13 protein-coding genes are annotated in these 19,102 nt (G+C 45.7%); all 13 read left to right on the top strand.

Annotated elements, in window-relative coordinates:
- The first annotated feature begins 74 nt into the window (after positions 1–74).
- Complete coding sequence (locus tag AC0L6N_RS17435; protein WP_473476360.1) at positions 75–1,055, top strand: lysophospholipase; 981 nt, start codon at positions 75–77, stop codon at positions 1,053–1,055.
- 276 nt (positions 1,056–1,331) lie between these two features.
- Positions 1,332–2,486 (top strand): FAD-dependent oxidoreductase, encoded by a 1,155-nt coding sequence (locus tag AC0L6N_RS17430; protein WP_473476358.1) that lies wholly within the window; start codon positions 1,332–1,334, stop codon positions 2,484–2,486.
- A gap of 385 nt (positions 2,487–2,871) precedes the next feature.
- Positions 2,872–4,872, top strand: coding sequence for a tyrosine-type recombinase/integrase (locus AC0L6N_RS17425; RefSeq protein ID WP_473476356.1), 2,001 nt, complete (start codon positions 2,872–2,874; stop codon positions 4,870–4,872).
- A gap of 257 nt (positions 4,873–5,129) precedes the next feature.
- The gene (locus AC0L6N_RS17420) at positions 5,130–5,579 is read left to right on the top strand and encodes a DUF3015 family protein (protein WP_041714108.1); all 450 of its coding nucleotides are present in this window, start codon (positions 5,130–5,132) and stop codon (positions 5,577–5,579) included.
- Positions 5,580–5,632: 53 nt separating this feature from the next.
- A complete protein-coding gene (locus AC0L6N_RS17415) occupies positions 5,633–7,459 on the top strand; it encodes an Lnb N-terminal periplasmic domain-containing protein (RefSeq protein ID WP_473476355.1) in 1,827 nt (608 codons plus the stop codon).
- Between the two features lie 85 nt (positions 7,460–7,544).
- Entirely contained in the window at positions 7,545–8,171 is a 627-nt protein-coding gene (locus AC0L6N_RS17410) for a methyltransferase family protein (RefSeq protein WP_473476352.1), read from the top strand.
- Positions 8,172–8,312: 141 nt separating this feature from the next.
- Positions 8,313–10,736: a TonB-dependent receptor gene (locus AC0L6N_RS17405; protein WP_473476350.1), complete on the top strand. Its 2,424-nt coding sequence runs from the start codon at positions 8,313–8,315 to the stop codon at positions 10,734–10,736.
- 22 nt (positions 10,737–10,758) lie between these two features.
- Positions 10,759–11,040, top strand: a complete 282-nt coding sequence (locus AC0L6N_RS17400) for a hypothetical protein (RefSeq protein WP_473476348.1) — start codon at positions 10,759–10,761, stop codon at positions 11,038–11,040.
- Positions 11,037–12,626 carry a PepSY-associated TM helix domain-containing protein gene (locus AC0L6N_RS17395; protein WP_473476345.1) on the top strand — a complete coding sequence of 530 codons (1,590 nt, stop codon included), beginning with the start codon at positions 11,037–11,039 and terminating at the stop codon, positions 12,624–12,626. Before AC0L6N_RS17400 ends, AC0L6N_RS17395 begins: the two co-directional genes overlap by 4 nt.
- Positions 12,563–12,895, top strand: a complete 333-nt coding sequence (locus tag AC0L6N_RS17390) for a DUF3325 domain-containing protein (RefSeq protein ID WP_473476343.1) — start codon at positions 12,563–12,565, stop codon at positions 12,893–12,895. The genes AC0L6N_RS17395 and AC0L6N_RS17390 overlap by 64 nt, the downstream gene beginning before the upstream one ends.
- Positions 12,896–13,107: 212 nt before the next feature.
- Positions 13,108–14,328, top strand: a complete 1,221-nt coding sequence (locus tag AC0L6N_RS17385) for an efflux RND transporter periplasmic adaptor subunit (protein ID WP_473476341.1) — start codon at positions 13,108–13,110, stop codon at positions 14,326–14,328.
- A gap of 3 nt (positions 14,329–14,331) precedes the next feature.
- Positions 14,332–17,493, top strand: coding sequence for an efflux RND transporter permease subunit (locus AC0L6N_RS17380; RefSeq protein WP_473476339.1), 3,162 nt, complete (start codon positions 14,332–14,334; stop codon positions 17,491–17,493).
- A complete protein-coding gene (locus AC0L6N_RS17375) occupies positions 17,480–18,955 on the top strand; it encodes an efflux transporter outer membrane subunit (protein ID WP_473476337.1) in 1,476 nt (491 codons plus the stop codon). Before AC0L6N_RS17380 ends, AC0L6N_RS17375 begins: the two co-directional genes overlap by 14 nt.
- Positions 18,956–19,102: the final 147 nt, after the last annotated feature.

Here is a 19,102-nt window from a genome sequence, read left to right as displayed (position 1 = left end):
CTCACTAGGCCTACAAAGTATCGTCGCCTTAAGACCTTTAAGGCGTCGCAATGTAAGGCTTTTCTGGAGAGACGATGCAAACATTTAGCGTTACTGGTAGTGATGGTCTGCCACTGAGTTGTTATCAGTGGCTGCCCACTAGCGTTTCGGCTGCCAGTGCTAAGCCAGTAGGAAGCGAGCCTGCAGACAGTGAACCTGTCAGTAACGTGCGGGCAGTGATACACATTGCTCACGGTTTGAGTGAACATGCCCTGCGATACGAGCGGTTTGCGTTGGCGCTGAATGAAGCAGGTTTCGCTGTGATAGCGAACGATCACCGAGGGCATGGCCGGTCAGTTTTAAAGGATCGCGAACTGGGGCACATGGCGGATGAAGACGGTTGGCATAAAGCGGTGAATGATTTAGCCGTGGTTAATCAACACATTCAACGGCGCCTACCTAATACTCCGATTATCTTACTCGGTCATTCCATGGGCTCATTTATGACCCAGGATTATATGGTGCGTTATGGTGATACGATTTCTGCCGCGGCCCTATCGGCAACCAATGGGCCAGTGGGCGCATTGCTTAAGGTGGGGCAGATGTTAGCGCGATTTGAGCGGCGCAGGCTAGGGGCTACTGGGCATAGCCCCGTCATTTTGAGCATGGTATTTGGTGCATACAATAAAGCGTTCAAACCCAATCGGACTGAATTTGACTGGCTCTCTAGAGATGAGGCTGAAGTCGACAAATATATCGTTGACCCTCAGTGTGGTTTTGAATGTTCTACCCAAACTTGGAACGACATGTTTACCGCATTAGGCACGATAGCGTCTGAGCACGCCCTCAAAAAAATAAATAAGACCCTGCCGATTTATGTGTTTTCAGGCACTGATGATCCCGTCGGTGAAAAAGGCAAAGGCGTTCAGCGATTACTAAACGCCTATCAAAAACAGGGGTTAACCCAGGTCACACATCAATTCTACCAAGACGGACGCCACGAATTGTTAAGCGAAATCAATCGCCATCAAGTCACCGCCGACTTTATTCAATGGGCAAAAAGCGTCTTCAACTAACGCATTAATACTTTCATCGCTTTTCAATCCTAGTTTCCTGCTTCCTGCTTCCTGCTTCCTGCTTCCTGCTTCTTAGCGCTAACGTGCGGTAATGATTGCTTTACGCTAAAAGTGAGTAGTTCTTGCGTCTTAGCTTTACCACGAACAACTTTCAATCGTCTTTGGTTTTTGGCAGGCACTTTGCTTAGGGTGGCTTAAGCCAGTATTTCTTGCCATCCCATGCATTAATTTGCGGTGGGCGCTGGTGCGAAAAAGACAAAAAACTGAGAGGAATACATGTTGCACCGAGCACTTAAGCGTAGACATTTTTTACAAGGTCTGGGGGCCGGAGCGGTCGCTGCTTCGCTAACCGGTTGTACGCAAACACCGGCAAACAAAGGCTTTGAGCGTCCATTCTCTCGAAAACCCATGGTGGCACCGAGAATATCTGCCAATAATATTATCACTGAAATTGTTGGCCATAGACCTTACAGAGCCGAAGGCTTTGTGGTTACAAGCGAACCTTTCGGTGATAAAACCCTGGTGCACAATTATGGACATGGTGGCGGTGGCGTTACCCTATCTTGGGGCTCTTCTGCATTAGCGGTCAGTGAAGTCAAAAACACTTACGTGGGTAACGCTAAGAGTAAAAAAGCAGCCATCATTGGTGGCGGTGTTATGGGGCTCACTACAGCCAGATTATTGCAAGAAGCAGGCTGGGGCGTAACCATTTATACCAAAGAAATGGCACGGCACACCACATCGCAAGTCGCAGGTGGTGAATGGGGCCCGTTCAGCGTGCATGACCCGATGGTATCTTCGGCTGCATTTAAATTGCAATTGCAACTTGCAGCGCAAATATCCCATGAAACCTTTGCTCGTATGGTCGGCGACGACTACGCGATAAAATGGACAGAGTTATATACTGCAAGCGACACCCTCCCGACGGCGGATAGTCCATTTAGTCAGTTTTACCCCTATAGACAGACCTATGGCCCTGGTGAGCATCCTTTTACTACAAATTACTGTACTGTATCAGCTACTATGTTGGTGGAGACTGGGACTTTCTTGCGTCGCTTGATTCAAGACGTCAGAGTTGCTGGTGGTGTATTTGTGATCCGTGACTTTAAAGATCAAGACGAAATACATGGGTTACAAGAGCCCGTCGTATTCAACTGCACCGGTTTAGGTTCACGCGCCTTGTTCGGTGATGAAGGGATTACCCCTGCAAAAGGCCAGTTGATATTGCTCCCACCAGACCCAGCTGTAGATTTTCTTACTGTAGGCGGTGGCAGTGGCAAGGGCCCGCTGTATATGTTTTCGCGTAACGACTACATGATCTTAGGCGGTACTTTCAAACCAGGAGATTGGTCGACGCAACCTGAGCCGCAAGAAACAGAGCGTATTTTAACTGAGAGCCAAGCGTTTTTTGCCGGGTTGTCTAAATCTTAACGCACTCAATAAAGTCTTAACGCACTCAATATAGCGGGAAAAGCACTGAACAAGTCAGCGCGCCAAGTTGGTTTTCTTACTGCGCGCTGACGGACCGTTGTTGTGATAGCACGCTGAGATTAGTTTACCCACAATGCACGATTCACCACCCAAAACCTGCTGCACATTGCCTAAAGCCCGCACCAGATCCCTTATAAGTCACGATCATATCGATTAAAATTCAAGCGAATTAATTTTTTAGTAGTGGCTGAGTCTTGCGTCATGTTTTAATCAGCGGTAAACCTAGTTAGACTCAATATGATAGGCAGTAAGTTGATACGTTTTATCCTAAGATCCGCTATTTTTTCTATTTCTTCTTCGTATCAGCGCTAAATGGAATCGTGCAATGCCCTTTAACAAAGTTGATTATATTCCCACTATGCCAAACGGTGGTTACGACCCTATCGCTGCGCAAGAGCAACAAAAAATCCAAACCAAGCGATGGCAAGTACTCGTAGGTACGTTTCTTTGTGTGATGATCTTGGCCAATCTCTTTATTTGGACCAGAGCGCCTGAGTATCAAAGCCAGGCGATTATGCATTTTGCTTACACCTCGCAAAATGCTGAAGAGCTTGATTATATAGCCCAGCAGCAACTTAGCCTTAACCAGAAACGTTTGACCAGCAACAGCACTTTACAGGCGTTATCAACTAAGCTGCGAGAAGACCATTTAATTGATCTTAATGTTCAGCAGTTACGAAATATGCTTAGTGCGACGGCTAGTGAAACAGGCAAGATAATCACCTTGCAAACCACAGGGCCGACTCCTGATTTACTGGAGGATGTTTTGCAACAATGGTTGTCGTTGTATACCTCATTATTAGAGCGGGAAAAACTGAGTAACGGCTCTGACGAAGAACGGCAGTACCAACAGCAGTTGGCGGTATTAGAGCAAAAAATCACTGAACAGAAGCACGTAGTAGAGGCGTTTTCTGAGGCCAATAATATTATCTCTTTAGAGCGTAATGAAAATATTATTCCTAACAAAATCAAAGGATTGAGCAATTCTTTAGACGAGGCTGAAGCGCAAAAAGCGCAGGCGCTAGCAGAGCTAGACAGTCTTAACGCGTCATTGGCAAGTGGTCAGCAAGTTGAGCGCCCCACGGATCGCCCAAGTATCGATGCGAACCGAGCTGTACTGCAAGCGCTAGAGGGAGAGCTGTCAGCACTGTCAGAGCGATACACACAGCAATACCTGCAACGTGATCCTGAGGTAGTAGCCAAACAACAAAAAGCGAAAGCCTTGAAAGAAGAGTTAGCAAACCAAATAGCCGACAGCCAGCTTTTATACTTGCAGGATTCTCAGCGAAATTTAGCCGCTTCAGTGGGCAAAGTGAAGAGTTTACAAGCGCAATTAGCAGACTTTCAAAATCAAGCGCAGCAATTTAATCAAAAATTAGCTGAGTATCGACGGTTAGATGATGCCCTCAAAGACCTACAATTACAGGCGAAAACGTTAAATAATCAGCTGGTTGAACAAGAAGTATCTAAGCCGTTTGATGCCAAAATAAGCATACTCGAACCGCCCTTTACTCCAGAGTTTCCTGTGGGTCCTAACTATTGGCAAGACACTTTAATCAGCATCATTGCCGCCATTGTATGTGCTATAGCGGCATTATTATTATTTAGCTTTATTGTGCGTAGGAGTTCACCCAATTTAGGCAGCACCAATTTTGTGGTTTTGCCCGGTGAGCAACGCGACCAGTCTTATGCAGAATTGCAGGGAGCTCATCAGGCGCAGTTAGAGGCCAAGGCACAAGCGTTGCGCCTAGGCGAGCAGCAGCGTCATCAACCGCAAGAGAGTCATCAACGCCAGCAAGAAAACATCCGTTTACTCACAACCGACGAGTGTCAGGCCTTGTACGGGGTTGCAAATAAGCAAGCTAAGGCCGTTATCGGTTTAATGTTAAGCGGTGTCAATGCCACTGAACTGCGCCAAATTACCAAAGCTGATTGTATGATAGGTAAAACGAAGCTGAATATAACGGGTGCATATGCGCGGCAAATACCACTCGCTGGTCAATTAATCACTGTCCTTGAACAGCTTTGCGAAGGGCTAAAGGAAGATGATTTATTATGGTTAAACCCGCTTTCAATTGAAGATTTTAATCAACTCATTATCAACGCCGCGCATGATGCTGAGCTACCTTACCCAGAACAGCTCTCTGGTGAGGTATTAAGGCATACTTATTTAACGTACTTGGTCAGCCAAGGGGTTCGATTAAACGATTTAGAGCAACTTGCTGGCTATCTCAAACCAGCCAAGTTAGGGAAATACCGGACCGTCAATCGCCACGGCAAATCAGTGGATATCGAGCAAGCAAATACGATGTTTCCCTACTTTTGAATATGCTATTTAAGTGCTATGCAAAGCAACAATGATTGGCATGATGCCCGCCCCCTGCGCAAATCCCTGTCGCGTAATATTTGCGTTAGGTAGGTTACCACTTTTCTTTTTTAGTTGTTATTTGTTACCTAATTATCTGAATTGCTTATTAAATATGCTGTTGTCGCCCTTGTGCGATGAAAGCGTTGCTCACTTGTAACAAACATGTAAGTATCGCTCGCGCGAGGAAAATAACTATAAAAAATGGAAACAGTAAAATGAAAAAAATTATTGGTGCCGCAGCACTTTTATTACTAACTACTACATCAGTTCAAGCCGATGAAGAGAAGCTCAACCCTTGGCAACAATGTGGTATTGGCGCGATGATATTCCCTGAAAACGGTGTAGCTGCCGCTATTTCAAACATCATTTGGGATCTAGGGACAACCGCGGTGACGTCTGCGAGTGCATCAGAAGACAGCTGTGATGGTGCGCGCACCAAGACTGCTATGTTCATAAATGAAACGTATAGCCAACTTGAAGATGAAATAGTTCAAGGTGAAGGCGCTCATTTGACCGCAATGATGACAATGATGAGCTGTGATGCTACTGCTGCGAGCGAAATTCGTTCAGAAGTAGCGACGAACGTATTATCAAGTGTGGCAAGTGATTCAGCGAAAGCAGAACAATTGTTCAATATTGCAGAAACGGCTTGTTCAGCTAGCTAAATCATATTCATCCTCGTTAACGGGTATCATAGATGCCCGTTTCAAAGTGCCCCATGAAACTTGCCTTATCTATTTTAACTTTTTGCCTTTTTTTTACCGTTAGCGTAAACGCCCAAGAGCCTTGGCAATCGCGTACGTGGCAGAAACTCGTTCACTATTCTGCAAGCAGCCATATTAGTGAAATAAAGAACGCTGATTTTTTCCTAAGTACTCAGGGGAAAAATAACCCCGAGGCCGAATTTGTGGCCAGCTTAGCGCTATTAACGCCATCTAACAGAATATTCGATGAGCGAGTATGCCGCTATCCAGCCAGAGCACTTTACTTGCGTTCCTTGGGCTATGATGTAGTTCATGTACCTTCTTTGTGTGACAATTTTAAACAGTGGCAAGGAGATCTCTCGAAGCAGCAGGTGAGTATTGTTTACGCCGATGGTTACCTGGGTAATCCAGCCTCATTTTATGGTCACTTGTTGTTTAAATTGAAAAGTGAAGCGTTCTCAGTAGATCTATTGAGCAATAGCTTGAATTTTGGTGCGAAAGTACCTGATAACGAAAACCCAGTAGCTTATATCTTAAAGGGGTTAGTGGGGGGATATGACGCCAAGTACAGCAGCAACCACTATTACCGCTACAATATTAACTACGCCGAAGTTGAAATGCGTGACCTTTGGCAATATACCTTAAACTTAACGTCTGACGAAAAGACAATATTGATTGCCCATGCTTGGGAGTTGCTTTTCACAGAGTATCGATATTATTTTACCCACCGCAATTGCGCGTATCATATTGCCAAAATGCTCGAGCTAGTATTAGAGCAAGACTTGATATCAAATAGGCGGCCTTTCGTATTACCCATCAGCGTATTTTCGGCTCTTGAGCAAGCAACAACGATCTCAGGTCACCCCGCCGTGCAAAAGGTAGAGCACACTCTTTCTCGCCAAGCTCGGTTCAGACAACATTTTGCTGAATTAGATGTGACGATGCAGGAGACACTAAGCGACATTGTTAATAACGCAGGCACGCTGGTGGAAGTCCAAAATTATCTTGATGCCTTGTCATTGAAACAACAGCTGATGTTACTCGACGTTTTGCTCGACTATGTCAATTTCAGCCTAGAATTAAATAAAGATGATATCAAACTGCAGTCACTTAAAAGGAATGTTCAGCGCGCACGTATCGTTTTACCAGCCAAAAAAGTGCAGTGGAGCACACATACTGAAGTATTGCCGCACACAGGACAGAACCCCACGACGGTGCGAACTACATTAGGGCACAATAATGGCCACGGAGGCTTCGCAGAGATTATGTTTCGCCCTGCTTACTACGACATGCTAGCCCGTGGCGGTGGTATTTTACCAAACTCAGCATTATCAATGGCGGCGCTGTCAGTACGTTTAACGGATGACAACTTGGCGCTGAGTAAACTCGATCTGCTAAATATAGAAACGGTCGACACCGGTGCGACTGGTTTACCTGGTGATATAGGCATTGCGTGGCAGCTGCGCTTGGGTAACGAACGTGACTATTTAGGGCCAGCAGATGTCAGCAATGAATTTTTCCTAGAAAGTGGCTTCGGTAAAGGAATTGCGATGGGGGATACTACGCTTTATGCATTGGCCGTTGGCAGAATGCAAACACCTGACTCACTGGATACACGCTTTATGATATTACCGATCTTGGGTGTTCTATGGCAAACGGATGCGTACAAAGGCTTGTGTAAAATCGTGTTTCCGATCCGCATAGATAGCAATGCTTATCGCAAAAGAATAAAAAGTACCTGTGAGGTCAGTACGTTTGCATCCAAGACAACCGATATTCGTTTCGGTATCAGTCATCATAACAATACAGAGCTTTCCTTAAGCGGCAGTTGGTATTTCTAAGCTAGACAACAAATGAGTGCTCGCTTCCTCCTGCATAGGTCTTTACCATTGTCACTTTAGTCTATTTTTTAGTGTGTAAGCATGTATGGAAATATCTGGACAGGCGTTGATACTAATTGAGTTTACGCGAGGTTATCTTGCCGTTTTCTTTACCTTTGTCGCACTTTTTTATGCCGTAAAGATCACCGTAGCAAAGTACAAAAGCGGTAACGAACAAGTGTTTGCGGGAGAGCGGTTTTGCACTTCTTGGTGGAATCACACACTTTTTCGTTTATTTCGAGTCATTATTTGGATGGTTTGCTTATTCAGGTGGGGTTTTCCCGCACTTGATTACTACTTAGGCATATTCTCATTTTTGCTTGTCCCTTGCGTGTTACTGACAGGCAATATTTTACTGACCCTTGGATTTACTGTAACCATTATAGTGCATTTGAGCATGGGCGAATATTGGCGCTCAGGTGTTGACCCAACAGGACCTAGAACACTCCTTACACGGGGGTTCTTCCGCTTTTCACGCAATCCTATGTTTACTGCTATTGCGGTGGCTCAATTAGGCTTTTTTCTGGCTCTGCCCAGTGTTTTTTCGCTAATTTGCCTGCTCGTTGGTGTACTTTCATTGGTCCGCCAAATCCGAGTTGAAGAAGCGCATTTGTCTCAAGCCTATCCTGTGGCATACACCGACTATTTACTCAACGTTAGGCGTTGGCTTTAGCAACTGATGCGCCATAACGGGTAAATTAAATAATCATAAAGTATCAAAATAGCGTTAATCAGTAACTAAATATTGCCAATCTAAATGATATTAATTACCATTCGCGGCCTTTGAAGTTGTCATCATTTATTAGGGCCCACCATGTATTCCAAAAGCACACACCACTGGCCAATATCAACGGCTGTTGCCACCATATTGACCGCCGCTTCTATTCCTACCTTAGCGAACGAAAACAGTGCTTCGGATAATAAGGCTGCAGTGACAGTTAGCGATGTAGAAAAGATCACTGTTTATGGTAAACATAACCAGTTGATTATGGACTCAGGCACAGCGACTAAATCGAATATGAGTTTGATGCAAACACCTGCAGCAGTCGTAGTGGTTGATAAGCTCTTAATCAACGAGCAAGCAGGTACTACCTTGCAAGAAGCGCTGCGAAATGTCAGTGGTTTATCTCAAGATGGTAATAACTACGGTGTGGGCGATAACCTTGCCATTCGCGGTTTAGGTGTTAATTATGCCTATGATGGAATGTATGGTGGTGCAGATTTAGAAAACAGCTACAACCCAACGCGTACCATGACCAATGTTGAAAGCATCGAGGTACTCAAAGGCCCTGCAACCGGTCTTTACGGCATGGGCGCTGCCGGTGGCGTGATCAACCTGATTGAGAAAAAGCCACAACAAAAAGAAGCCTATGAAATGCGCTTTGTCGTTGGTCAGTGGGACAACTACGGTGTGATGTTTGACGCAACTGGAGGCTTAGCAAAAGATACGGCTTACCGCTTAGTGGCAAATTATGAAACATCGGATGGTTATCGCGGGTTAAGTTCAGAACGTAGCGAATTATACGCGTCATTGAGTCATGAATTCTCTGCCGATAACTCGGTGCTTTTTTCAGCGGCGTACATCGATGATGCTGTGCAGATTGACTCGATTGGCCATCCTGTACGTTTGATCGATTTGAGTTTAATCGACTCCGACCCGGGTAGCATTACCGCTGACGACCTAGCCAATGGCGACGTTGCTGACGGTGGCTTACAGCTAACGGAAGAGCAACGCCAGACTCTTGCTGATTCTCTTAGTGCAACAGACGGCTGGCAGCCAATTGACCTTGGTGACACAGGATTAATTTCGCCATTGTCGACTCCTAATGAGGGCGAAGAGCTTAGGTTAAAAGTGCGTCAAGATTTGGAATTTGCTAACAATTGGCGTCTAACCCATCAATTTCAATATAGGAATTACACTACTGACTATATTCGTCAAACCTCTGCCTATAACTATATTTATCACAACCGAAGCGGGGTGATTAATCTTGACCCGAGAGCGCCGTTGATCATTGATGATGTGCTGTACCCGTTTGCTGCGCGCCGCCAAGAGTACCGTAATATCTCTGCTGAGGAATCGACGTGGCAATATTTCGCTGATATATCGAAAACTTGGAGTGCAGGCAGTTTACGTGGTGAACACTTAATAAGCGCTAATTACGAATATCGTGATATGACGTATACCCAATATTCAATTTGGGATGCAGACGATACTCGCAGCGATCCCGTACCATATATATTAGATATACGTGAACCTAATTGGCCTACTGGTGAGTTTGATGATTATAACCCGTCGCTTCGCAGCAAATATGACAAATCAGCAAAAGCTTGGGGATTGAGCCTACAAGAGGTTTTATATATTACAAACTCACTGACAGCGCGAGTAGGTGGCGCCTACAGTGGTATCAAGCAGACATACCAAAACCAGTTCAGTGATGGCAATCCTGAATTTGATGCCGACGATAATGGTTTTACCTACAATGTGGGGCTGAACTACAAGGTAACTGAGCAATTTGCCGCTTTCGTGAATCAATCTAAAGGTCGCACTGCTTACAGTGTGTTAGGTAGTTTGACGGGAAATGACGACCGTCCTGACTCAGAATCTGAATCCTTTGATTTAGGCACAAGGTTTACGGCCTTTGATGAAGAACTATTAGCATCCTTAGTCTGGTTTAAAACCAGTAGAACTAACCTACGTTATTCGAACCCGCTTTTCGAAGATGATCCAGAAGATGCCTTTTATAACATTGACGTACCTGAATATTATTATGACGAACGTGATGAAACACAAGGTGTCGAGTTAGACGTCAACCTAATGCTGAATGACCAGTGGTCGATGAATTTTAATGCAACCTATCAAGATGCAGTCACCAACCCCGGCAGTCATGCATTAAGCCAAGTAGAAGAACAAACCAAGGGGATTGCACAAAAATTTGCCAGTCTATGGACAAGTTACAGCCACCAGTTTGACGGTCTTTCTTATCCAGTCAAATTCAGCATTGGGGTGAATTATGAAGATGAACGCTCAATTGCGGCATCTGCATTTGGTATTAACTATGCGATTGTTGACGCCTACGCCGTATTGGGTGGTGCAGTAACTTACGTCGGCGAGAAGTGGAACATTCAGCTTAACCTAAACAATCTTACCGACGAAACTTACTACAGTAAGGCTCTGTACTTAGGTGGTTTACCAGGTGAAAGTCGCAACGCCAAATTAACCGCATCATATCGTTTCTAACAGACTGGTTGCGACCCTACTGATGAAACATCAACTGGATGTGTCACTTCGCATGATAGTCGCCATTATTGGCGGCTACCTTGCTTCAGTGGCCTTTAGTTTTGCGTGTGTGCCGCTGTTAGTGTTGAGTCACCTATGTGACAAAAATGAAGCGGTAATGGTTAGCACTATGCTGAGCTACTTGTTTTATTTTGCGTTGATTATCATCAGTTTTTGTCGCAAGAGTAGTGTCTTACTGTGCCGCGATGTGTGTTTAATATTAAGTGTGTGCGGCGTCATCATATACGCCCTAGGTGATGTATGAAGCCTGATTTTAGAAAGTCGATGATATGGCTACATACATACTCTGGTTTAGTCTTAGGTTGGCTGTTATTTACCATTTTTTTAACGGGTACCTTAAGTTACTTTAATCCGGAAATAACCCAGTGGATGCAGCCTGAACTGCAGCACGTTGCGACCAGTAAAAATACCATTAATCGTTCACTGACAATGTTGCACGACAAAGGCGAAAACGCCGACAGATGGCGAATCTATTTGCCGAATGAACGCACTCAGAAGTGGAGCATACAATGGAGCGAAGGGCCTGATAGACATAGCCTGGATTTAGGCGCGCAAGTTGGATCTGTCATTTCCCCTCGAGAAACTGCTGGGGGTAACTTCTTTCGAGTATTTCACTATACGCTGCATCTACGAGGCTATGGCGGCCGTTACATAGCGGGTGTTGCGGCTATGTTCATGTTGGTGGCCGTGTTCAGTGGCATTTTTACCCACAGACGCTTCTTTCGCGATTTTTTCACCTTGCGTACTAACAAGTTGCAAAAGACCTTAACGGATTTTCACGCTCTTGCGGGGATTGTCACAATACCCTTTTGCATCATGATTTGCGCCAGCGGTATCATGATATATGTGATCATGTACATGCCTTGGGCCGCAGAGCATTACGCTGGTGGTGAAAGGCAGCTCAGCCGTGCGCTTAGCCCTGGTTTAAGCCCAGTTTCTGCTGTTCGAACCGCCCCAGAGTCATCCGCATCTGGGTCACAGTCGTCATTAACTTCCACTTCTGATCTGGGGTCAAGTTTTCAGCCATTGCGAGATTTTTCAGCGATACAAGCCCAGGTAAATCAACAATGGGCTGGGCAACATCAAATTGACGTTATTACCTTTGAGCAACCTTATAACGAAAATGGCCGAGTCATTGTTCAGCGCGTTAATGAACATACTCTGTCTTATCAGACTGAGCGCTTGGTTTTTTCAGCCCTCACGGGTCATGCTTTAACCGGCTACCCGCCGGTCAGCACCGCGGCCAGTGTACGAAGAGTATTTTTCGGTCTGCATGAAGCGCACTTTGCAGGCATTGGTTTGCGCTGGCTATTATTCCTGCTCGGTCTTCTATCTACTGCGCTTATTGGCACTGGTTTGGTCATTTGGCTAAATAAGCGTCTAGCCAAGATAAAAACACGTCATGCTGGGCATGCCATCGTCGAGCGGCTCAATATTGCCACGCTCTGCGGACTGCCGTTAGCTATCAGTGCCTATTTTCTTGGTAATCGGCTCATTCCTATTGCTATCGAAAATCGAGCCGCCCTTGAGGTACAGGTTTTTCTTTGGGTCTGGTTGGGGTGCTTGCTACACAGTTTCATACGCGACTCACTAAGGGCGTGGGAGGAGCAACTGTTTACCATCGCTTTCTTGTGCTTGTTATTGCCTTTGGTCGATGTGTATCAAGAGCATACGCGCTTACTTGAAGCCTTAATGAATGGCAATATCATCTACATAGGGTTTTGTTTGTGCACACTTACCTGTGGCGCTATTTCACTTAGAACAGCATGTTGGTTACGTGCAAAGACGCGTTTGAGTGCAACCACCTTAGGTCAGAAAACATGTTGTTAGCCTTTGCTTTACAGTTATTTTCATTGCTGTGCTTGTCATTCGATATGGACAAACATGCGAAGCCTGTGTGGGTGAAAAAAATTAAAAAGCACGGGAAATATCGACTGTCAGTTCTAGGGTGGGTGAGTATGCTTTGCTCGCTTAGCTGGGTATTTTTCATCCAAAACAATCTTCCTATTAATGTAGTAAATTGGCTGGCCTATCTGTCGCTTAATGTACTCTTAACTGCTTTATTACATGCCTATTTAGCAAAACGTGTAGCGCATTAACGTTTTACATACTTACTTACATTTAACCTTGCTCTAGGCCCTGTATTTCCTGCCACTTAGGGCGTTTCATTGGTGTAGGTTAACCCTATCTTAACCCTCTGTTTGTTATTATTTTGGCCATTATAGGCAGTGACGACATTCAATGGTTATCCATCGATGGAACGTTTGTCTTTTGCCTCACGTTTTTAATTTATCACGAGGAACGCTTTACCATGAAATACTTAACGTGCATTGGGGGACTGTTATTAGCCTCTGTCTTGCTAAGTGGATGCCAGCAAGAAACAACTCAGCCCCAGCCTCAGGGTGGGCGTGTCACTGAAGTTGCTTATCTCACCGTGACCCCTACCGAGTATAAAATTGACACCCAAATGCAAGGTAGAGTGGTGGCCTCGTTGACGGCTGAAGTGCGTCCCCAGGTTGGCGGTATTATGCAAGAGCGCCTATTTACTGAGGGCGAGTTCGTAGAAGAAGGTGACGTTCTGTACCAAATCGAGCCTGCGACCTTTCAAGCTGCCGTCAATGAAGCTAAGGCAAATTTAAACAGTGCTAAAGCAACCGTTGCAACCGCCAAGCTCAAAGATCAGCGTTTCGCTGACCTTTTGAAATTTGAAGGTGTGTCGCAACAAGATGCAGACGATGCTCATGCAACGTATTTAGAAGCAAAAGCAGATATTGAACGTTTTGAAGCTGCTTTAGAAACAGCGCGCATCAACCTTGAGTTTAGCAAAGTAAAAGCGCCTATCTCAGGGCGGATTGGTATCTCAAACGTTACCCCTGGTGCATTAGTCACGGCATCACAAACGACCGCCCTTTCGACCATTCGCACCTTAGATCCAATTTATGTGGATATGATCAAAAGCAGTACAGAGATCTTGAAATTACGTCAATTGTTAGCCAAAGCAGATATCAAAAAAGGCTCGACTGATGTTTCTCTGCTTCTTGAAGATGGCAGTGAATACGAGCTAAAAGGCCAGCTGAAAATGCAAGAAGTAGCGGTTGACGCTTCAACAGGTGCCGTGACGCTAAGAGCTGAATTCCCTAACCCTGACGGTGTGTTATTGCCAGGTATGTTTGTGCGTACTCGCGTTAATGAAGCGGTTGACGACAACGCTATTCTCGTGCCCCAGCAAGGTGTTTACCATAACCCAGCAGGTGAAGCTTATGCTTACGTCATTGACGAGGACAACAAGGTACAGTCGCGCGTGGTGGAAACCATCAGTGCAGTTGGTAACAAATGGTTTATCAGCTCAGGTTTGAAGGCGGGCGACAAACTATTGGTAGAAGGCTCAAGCAAGGTTGGCCCCGGCAGTGAAGTGAAAACGGTAGAAGTGCAAATGCAAAGTAACGGTAAGATGGTTGCTGTTGCAGCTCAATCAGGAAATTCGTCCGCTGCGCCGTCTTCTGCACCTTCTGCTGTAAAAGGGGGCGTGTAAAACATGTTTGCACGTTTCTTTATTGACCGCCCAGTTTTTGCCTGGGTTATTTCGATTATCATCATGCTTACGGGTATCGCGTCGATTATGTCGCTGCCTATTGCACAATATCCTACTGTAGCCCCCCCCGTGATTTCGGTAAGTACGACTTACACTGGGGCGGATGCTGAAACTGTTGAAAACAGTGTGACGCAAATTTTAGAGCAGCAATTAACAGGATTAGATGGGCTGCTATATTTTTCATCTTCGAGTACATCTGATGGCTCTGCGTCAGTAAATGTCACGTTTGAAGAGGGCACAGATGCTGATTTTGCCCAAGTTCAGGTACAGAATAAGGTGCAACAAGTGACCTCGCGCTTGCCCGAATCGGTGCAGTCTCAAGGGGTAACAGTAACCAAGTCCAATACAGATTTCTTGTTGGTTACAGCGGTATACGACACCACTGACAAAGCCTCAGCGTTTGATATCTCTGATTATATTTCTTCTAGTATGGAAGATTCGTTGGCACGAATAGATGGCGTAGGAGACACCCGTGTATTTGGCTCACAGTACGCCATGCGTATCTGGCTAGATCCAACTAAATTGGCTGCCTATGAATTGATGCCCTCGGATATTACCACTGCACTTGCAGCGCAAAACATACAAGTGCCCGCGGGTAAAATTGGCGCAGTCCCATCCCTTGATAATCAAGAGCTAAACGCCACGGTAACTGCGCAATCAATGTTAGAAACGCCTGACCAATTTCGCGATATTATTTTAAAATCAGATCCCAGCGGCGCCAGTGTGCGCTTAGGTGACGTAGCACGTGTTGAGATTGGCAGTGAAAGTTACGATGCCATACCGCGCTTAAACGGTCACCCAGCATCAGGTATCGCTGTAATGCTAACACCCGGTGCGAATGCACTTGATACCGCCACACGCGTCAAAGACAAAGTCGCCGAGCTTGCTCTAAATTTACCTGAAGGGTATGAGGTTACTTTCCCCCGGGACAGTACGGATTTCATAAAAATCTCTATCAGTGAAGTGGTGCAAACATTGGCCGAAGCCGTGGTATTGGTGGTACTGGTAATGTGGTTGTTCCTACAAAACTGGCGCGCCACGTTGATCCCCGCCATTGCAGTGCCGGTGGTGTTATTGGGCACGTTTGGCGTGTTAGCGGCGTTTGGCTTTTCAATTAACACCTTAACCATGTTTGGTATTGTGCTCTCTATTGGCTTGCTGGTAGATGATGCCATAGTGGTGGTGGAAAACGTTGAGCGTCTAATGCGTGAGAAAAACCTTTCGCCCCGAGACGCGACCATCGAATCTATGTCTGAAATTAGCGGTGCTTTGATTGGGATCGCGGTGGTATTGTCAGCGGTATTCTTACCCATGGCCTTTTTTGGCGGCTCAACAGGGGTCATTTACAAGCAATTCTCCATCGCGATAGTGTCATCTATGACCCTGTCAGTAATTGTGGCCTTGACCTTGAGCCCTACGTTGTGTGCCAGTTTCCTGACTCATAAAGAGCATAGTTCTAAAGGTAAAGGCTTCTTTGCGCGCTTCAATCGTATGTTCGACAAGTTAACGGCGTCGTATACCAGCCAGGTAGGAAAAATAATTACCCGTAAAGTGCGCTGGGTATTAGGGTATGGCGTTATTATCGTGGTGTTAGGGTTATTAGTGGTACGTATGCCGACAGGATTCTTACCCCAAGAAGACCAAGGCAGCATAATGTTCCAAGTGAACATGCCTGTTGGCGCATCAATATCCAGAACGCGGGATGTCTCTGAGCAGGTAGAGCAATACTTGCTTGAAAATGAGTCTGAGGACATTCAACGGGTCTTTAGTATTTCTGGTTTTAACTTCTCCGGTAGTGGCCAAAATGCCGGCATGGGCTTTGTGTCGTTAACACCATGGGATGATAGAACTGAAGACGACCAAAGTGCTGATGCGCTGATTGGGCGCATGAATAAGAATTTATCCACAATACGTGATGCAAGTATATTTGCTTTGTCGCAGCCTGTTATTCAAGGCTTAGGACAAAGTAATGGTTTTACCTTTGAATTGCAGGCGGCTCCTGGCACAAGTCGAGATGAACTCACGACCTTGAAAGACCAATTCATGGCCGCTGCAAGGCAAAGTGAGCTGCTAATGGGGGTGCGCGAAGGGGCACTGAGTAACACCCCTCAACTAAAAATAGACATAGATTACGGCAAAGCGACGTCCCTTGGATTATCGCTGGCGGATGTGTCTAACACCCTGACTGCTGCGTGGGCGGGCTCCTACGTAAATGATTTTATCGATGATGGCCGAGTGAAAAAGGTGTATATCGAAAGTGATGCGCAGTACCGCTCTAAACCAGAAGATTTGAATGACTGGTATGTGCGAGGGCAAAACGCGGATGGTGATACCACCATGACGTCATTTTCAGCCTTTAGCACTTCGTCTTGGTCTAGTGCACCACAAAGTTTGTCACGTTTTAACGGTATTGCTTCGTATCAAATACAAGGCTCAGCCGCCAGCGGCGTAAGCTCAGGTCAGGCAATGACTGAATTAGAGCGACTAGTTCAAGAAGTGGGACAAGGGAAGTTAAGCTTCGCTTGGAGTGGTTTGTCTTATCAAGAAAAGCTCTCAAGCGGTCAGTCCACTATGTTATATGCGATATCGATTTTGGTGGTGTTCTTAGCCCTTGCTGCACTCTATGAAAGCTGGTCTGTGCCTTTATCAGTCATATTGGTTATTCCACTTGGGGTGGTGGGTGCTGCGCTGGCTTCAACCCTGCGCGGGCTTGAAAACGATATTTACTTTCAAGTGGCCTTGTTGACCACCATAGGGTTGGCCTCTAAAAACGCCATACTTATAGTTGAGTTTGCTGAAGCGTCTTATCAAAAAGGTATGTCGTTAGTTGGTTCTGCTGTTGAAGCCGCTAAGCTTCGCTTACGCCCGATCATCATGACTTCGCTGGCCTTTATGTTTGGTATTTTGCCGTTGGCAATTTCATCTGGTGCTGGCGCGAACAGTCGAATTTCAATCGGTACCGGTATTTTAGGCGGCACGCTTACGGCGACGATTTTCGGGATTTTCTTTGTCCCTTTATTCTTTGTGATCATTCGCGGGATCTTCTCAAAAAGACGCCCTGTTTATCATGATGAGGCTAAAAAAATGGAGAATGCCCGTGATTAAGTTAACCTCTGGCACTATACGCCCAGCATTATTATCAGTGGTGTGTGCCATCGCATTGGCAGGGTGTAGCTCGATGGCACCAGACTACGAACGCTCGGAATTACCCATAGCGAGCGACTGGGCGCAACAGCAAAACAAAACACTGGAGCAAACGTCAGGGTTAACATCGCAAAAAGCGGCTGAGTTACCTTGGAGGCAATTTATTCACGAGCCTCGCTTAACCCAAGTGATAGAGCTGGCGCTTAGCAGCAACAGAAGTTTACGTGAAACTTTGTCTGACGTTGAATCAGCTCGCGCTACCTATCGTATTCAAAAAGCAGATCTATACCCGCAGATAACTGCAGGATTAAGTGGTACACGAGCGAAATTATCTGATGGTGACATTTCAACCTTGTATCAGGCAGAAGCGGGTCTGAGTGGTTACGAGATTGACTTATTCGGTAAAAACCGCAGCTTGAGCGAAGCGGATATGCAAAGTTACTTAGCCAGTGCTGAAACCGCTAAGGCAGCACAGATTGCCTTAATTGGGGAAGTGGCGAATGCTTGGTTGACGCTTGCATCTGACAGCAGTTTACTCAGTCTTGCAAAAGAAACAGCGGCCAACGCGCAAAAAACAATGGAGATCACCCAAAAACGCTTGGAGCTAGGGGTTGATTCTAAGATTGATTTGGCCAGTGCACAGACCGTATATCATACAGCTCGCTCTGATATTGCCAGTTTCAACACCCAAGTAGAACAAGATATCAATGCTTTGCGCTTATTGGTTGGTCAGCAAATTGATGCCACAGTGTTGCCCAGTGCGTTACCGAATGATGCTGATTTCGTGAGTAATGTTCCAGCTGGGCTATCGTCTGATGTGCTATTACAACGACCCGATGTGCTTTCAGCAGAGCACGATTTGAAATCAGCAAATGCAGATATCGGTGCCGCTAGAGCCGCATTTTTCCCGTCTTTATCGTTAACAGCTACAGGTGGGTTAGCAAGCTCGGTGTTAGCGGATATCTTCAGTGGTGGGGCAAGCTCAATCTGGACATTGGCGCCGAGTTTGAACATTCCTATTTTCACTGGCGGTGCGAACGATGCCCAATTGGCGTTTACTCAGGCTCAAAAACAGAAATTCTTAGCGGCTTATGAATATACGATTCAAAGTGCGTTTTCAGAAGTGGCTGATGCCTTAGCGCGTAAAGCGACCATTCAGGAGCAACTCGATGCACAAGAGGCATTGGTTGCAGCGGCAACACGCAGCTATGACTTATCACTTGCGCGGTATAAAGGTGGCGTGGACAGTTTTCAAAATGCACTAGAGGCGCAGCGTACTATGTACAGTGCGAGTCAAACATTGATTAGTACTCGCCAAACAGATCTCGTCAACAGGGTTACTCTATATCGCGTATTAGGTGGTGGCTTAGCTGATACTGGCAACGCTGATGTTGTGGCCAATAACGCGGATTATAATCCTTAAAGTAAATAGGCTTAATCTAGCTTGGTGTGGCAAAGTATGATGGCGACCCAGTCTTTTTTGCTGAGTTCGGGGAAGTTAACAACCCGGATTTGGCGATTAAGACAAATTAAATATTCTAATTTTTTAAATTTATTTATATTTTTTACT

The organism is Paraglaciecola sp. G1-13, from assembly GCF_055809255.1.
Note: the sequence above shows the minus strand (reverse complement) of the source record. Positions and strands in the feature narration are given on the sequence as shown.

Coding starts and splice junctions, on each gene's coding strand:
- AC0L6N_RS17415 (WP_473476355.1), top strand. CDS start 5,633: ATGAAACTTGCCTTATCTATTTTAACTTTTTGCCTTTTTTTTACCGTT.
- AC0L6N_RS17430 (WP_473476358.1), top strand. CDS start 1,332: ATGTTGCACCGAGCACTTAAGCGTAGACATTTTTTACAAGGTCTGGGG.
- AC0L6N_RS17420 (WP_041714108.1), top strand. CDS start 5,130: ATGAAAAAAATTATTGGTGCCGCAGCACTTTTATTACTAACTACTACA.
- AC0L6N_RS17435 (WP_473476360.1), top strand. CDS start 75: ATGCAAACATTTAGCGTTACTGGTAGTGATGGTCTGCCACTGAGTTGT.
- AC0L6N_RS17400 (WP_473476348.1), top strand. CDS start 10,759: ATGAAACATCAACTGGATGTGTCACTTCGCATGATAGTCGCCATTATT.
- AC0L6N_RS17390 (WP_473476343.1), top strand. CDS start 12,563: ATGTTGGTTACGTGCAAAGACGCGTTTGAGTGCAACCACCTTAGGTCA.
- AC0L6N_RS17405 (WP_473476350.1), top strand. CDS start 8,313: ATGTATTCCAAAAGCACACACCACTGGCCAATATCAACGGCTGTTGCC.
- AC0L6N_RS17385 (WP_473476341.1), top strand. CDS start 13,108: ATGAAATACTTAACGTGCATTGGGGGACTGTTATTAGCCTCTGTCTTG.
- AC0L6N_RS17425 (WP_473476356.1), top strand. CDS start 2,872: ATGCCCTTTAACAAAGTTGATTATATTCCCACTATGCCAAACGGTGGT.
- AC0L6N_RS17395 (WP_473476345.1), top strand. CDS start 11,037: ATGAAGCCTGATTTTAGAAAGTCGATGATATGGCTACATACATACTCT.
- AC0L6N_RS17375 (WP_473476337.1), top strand. CDS start 17,480: ATGCCCGTGATTAAGTTAACCTCTGGCACTATACGCCCAGCATTATTA.
- AC0L6N_RS17380 (WP_473476339.1), top strand. CDS start 14,332: ATGTTTGCACGTTTCTTTATTGACCGCCCAGTTTTTGCCTGGGTTATT.
- AC0L6N_RS17410 (WP_473476352.1), top strand. CDS start 7,545: ATGGAAATATCTGGACAGGCGTTGATACTAATTGAGTTTACGCGAGGT.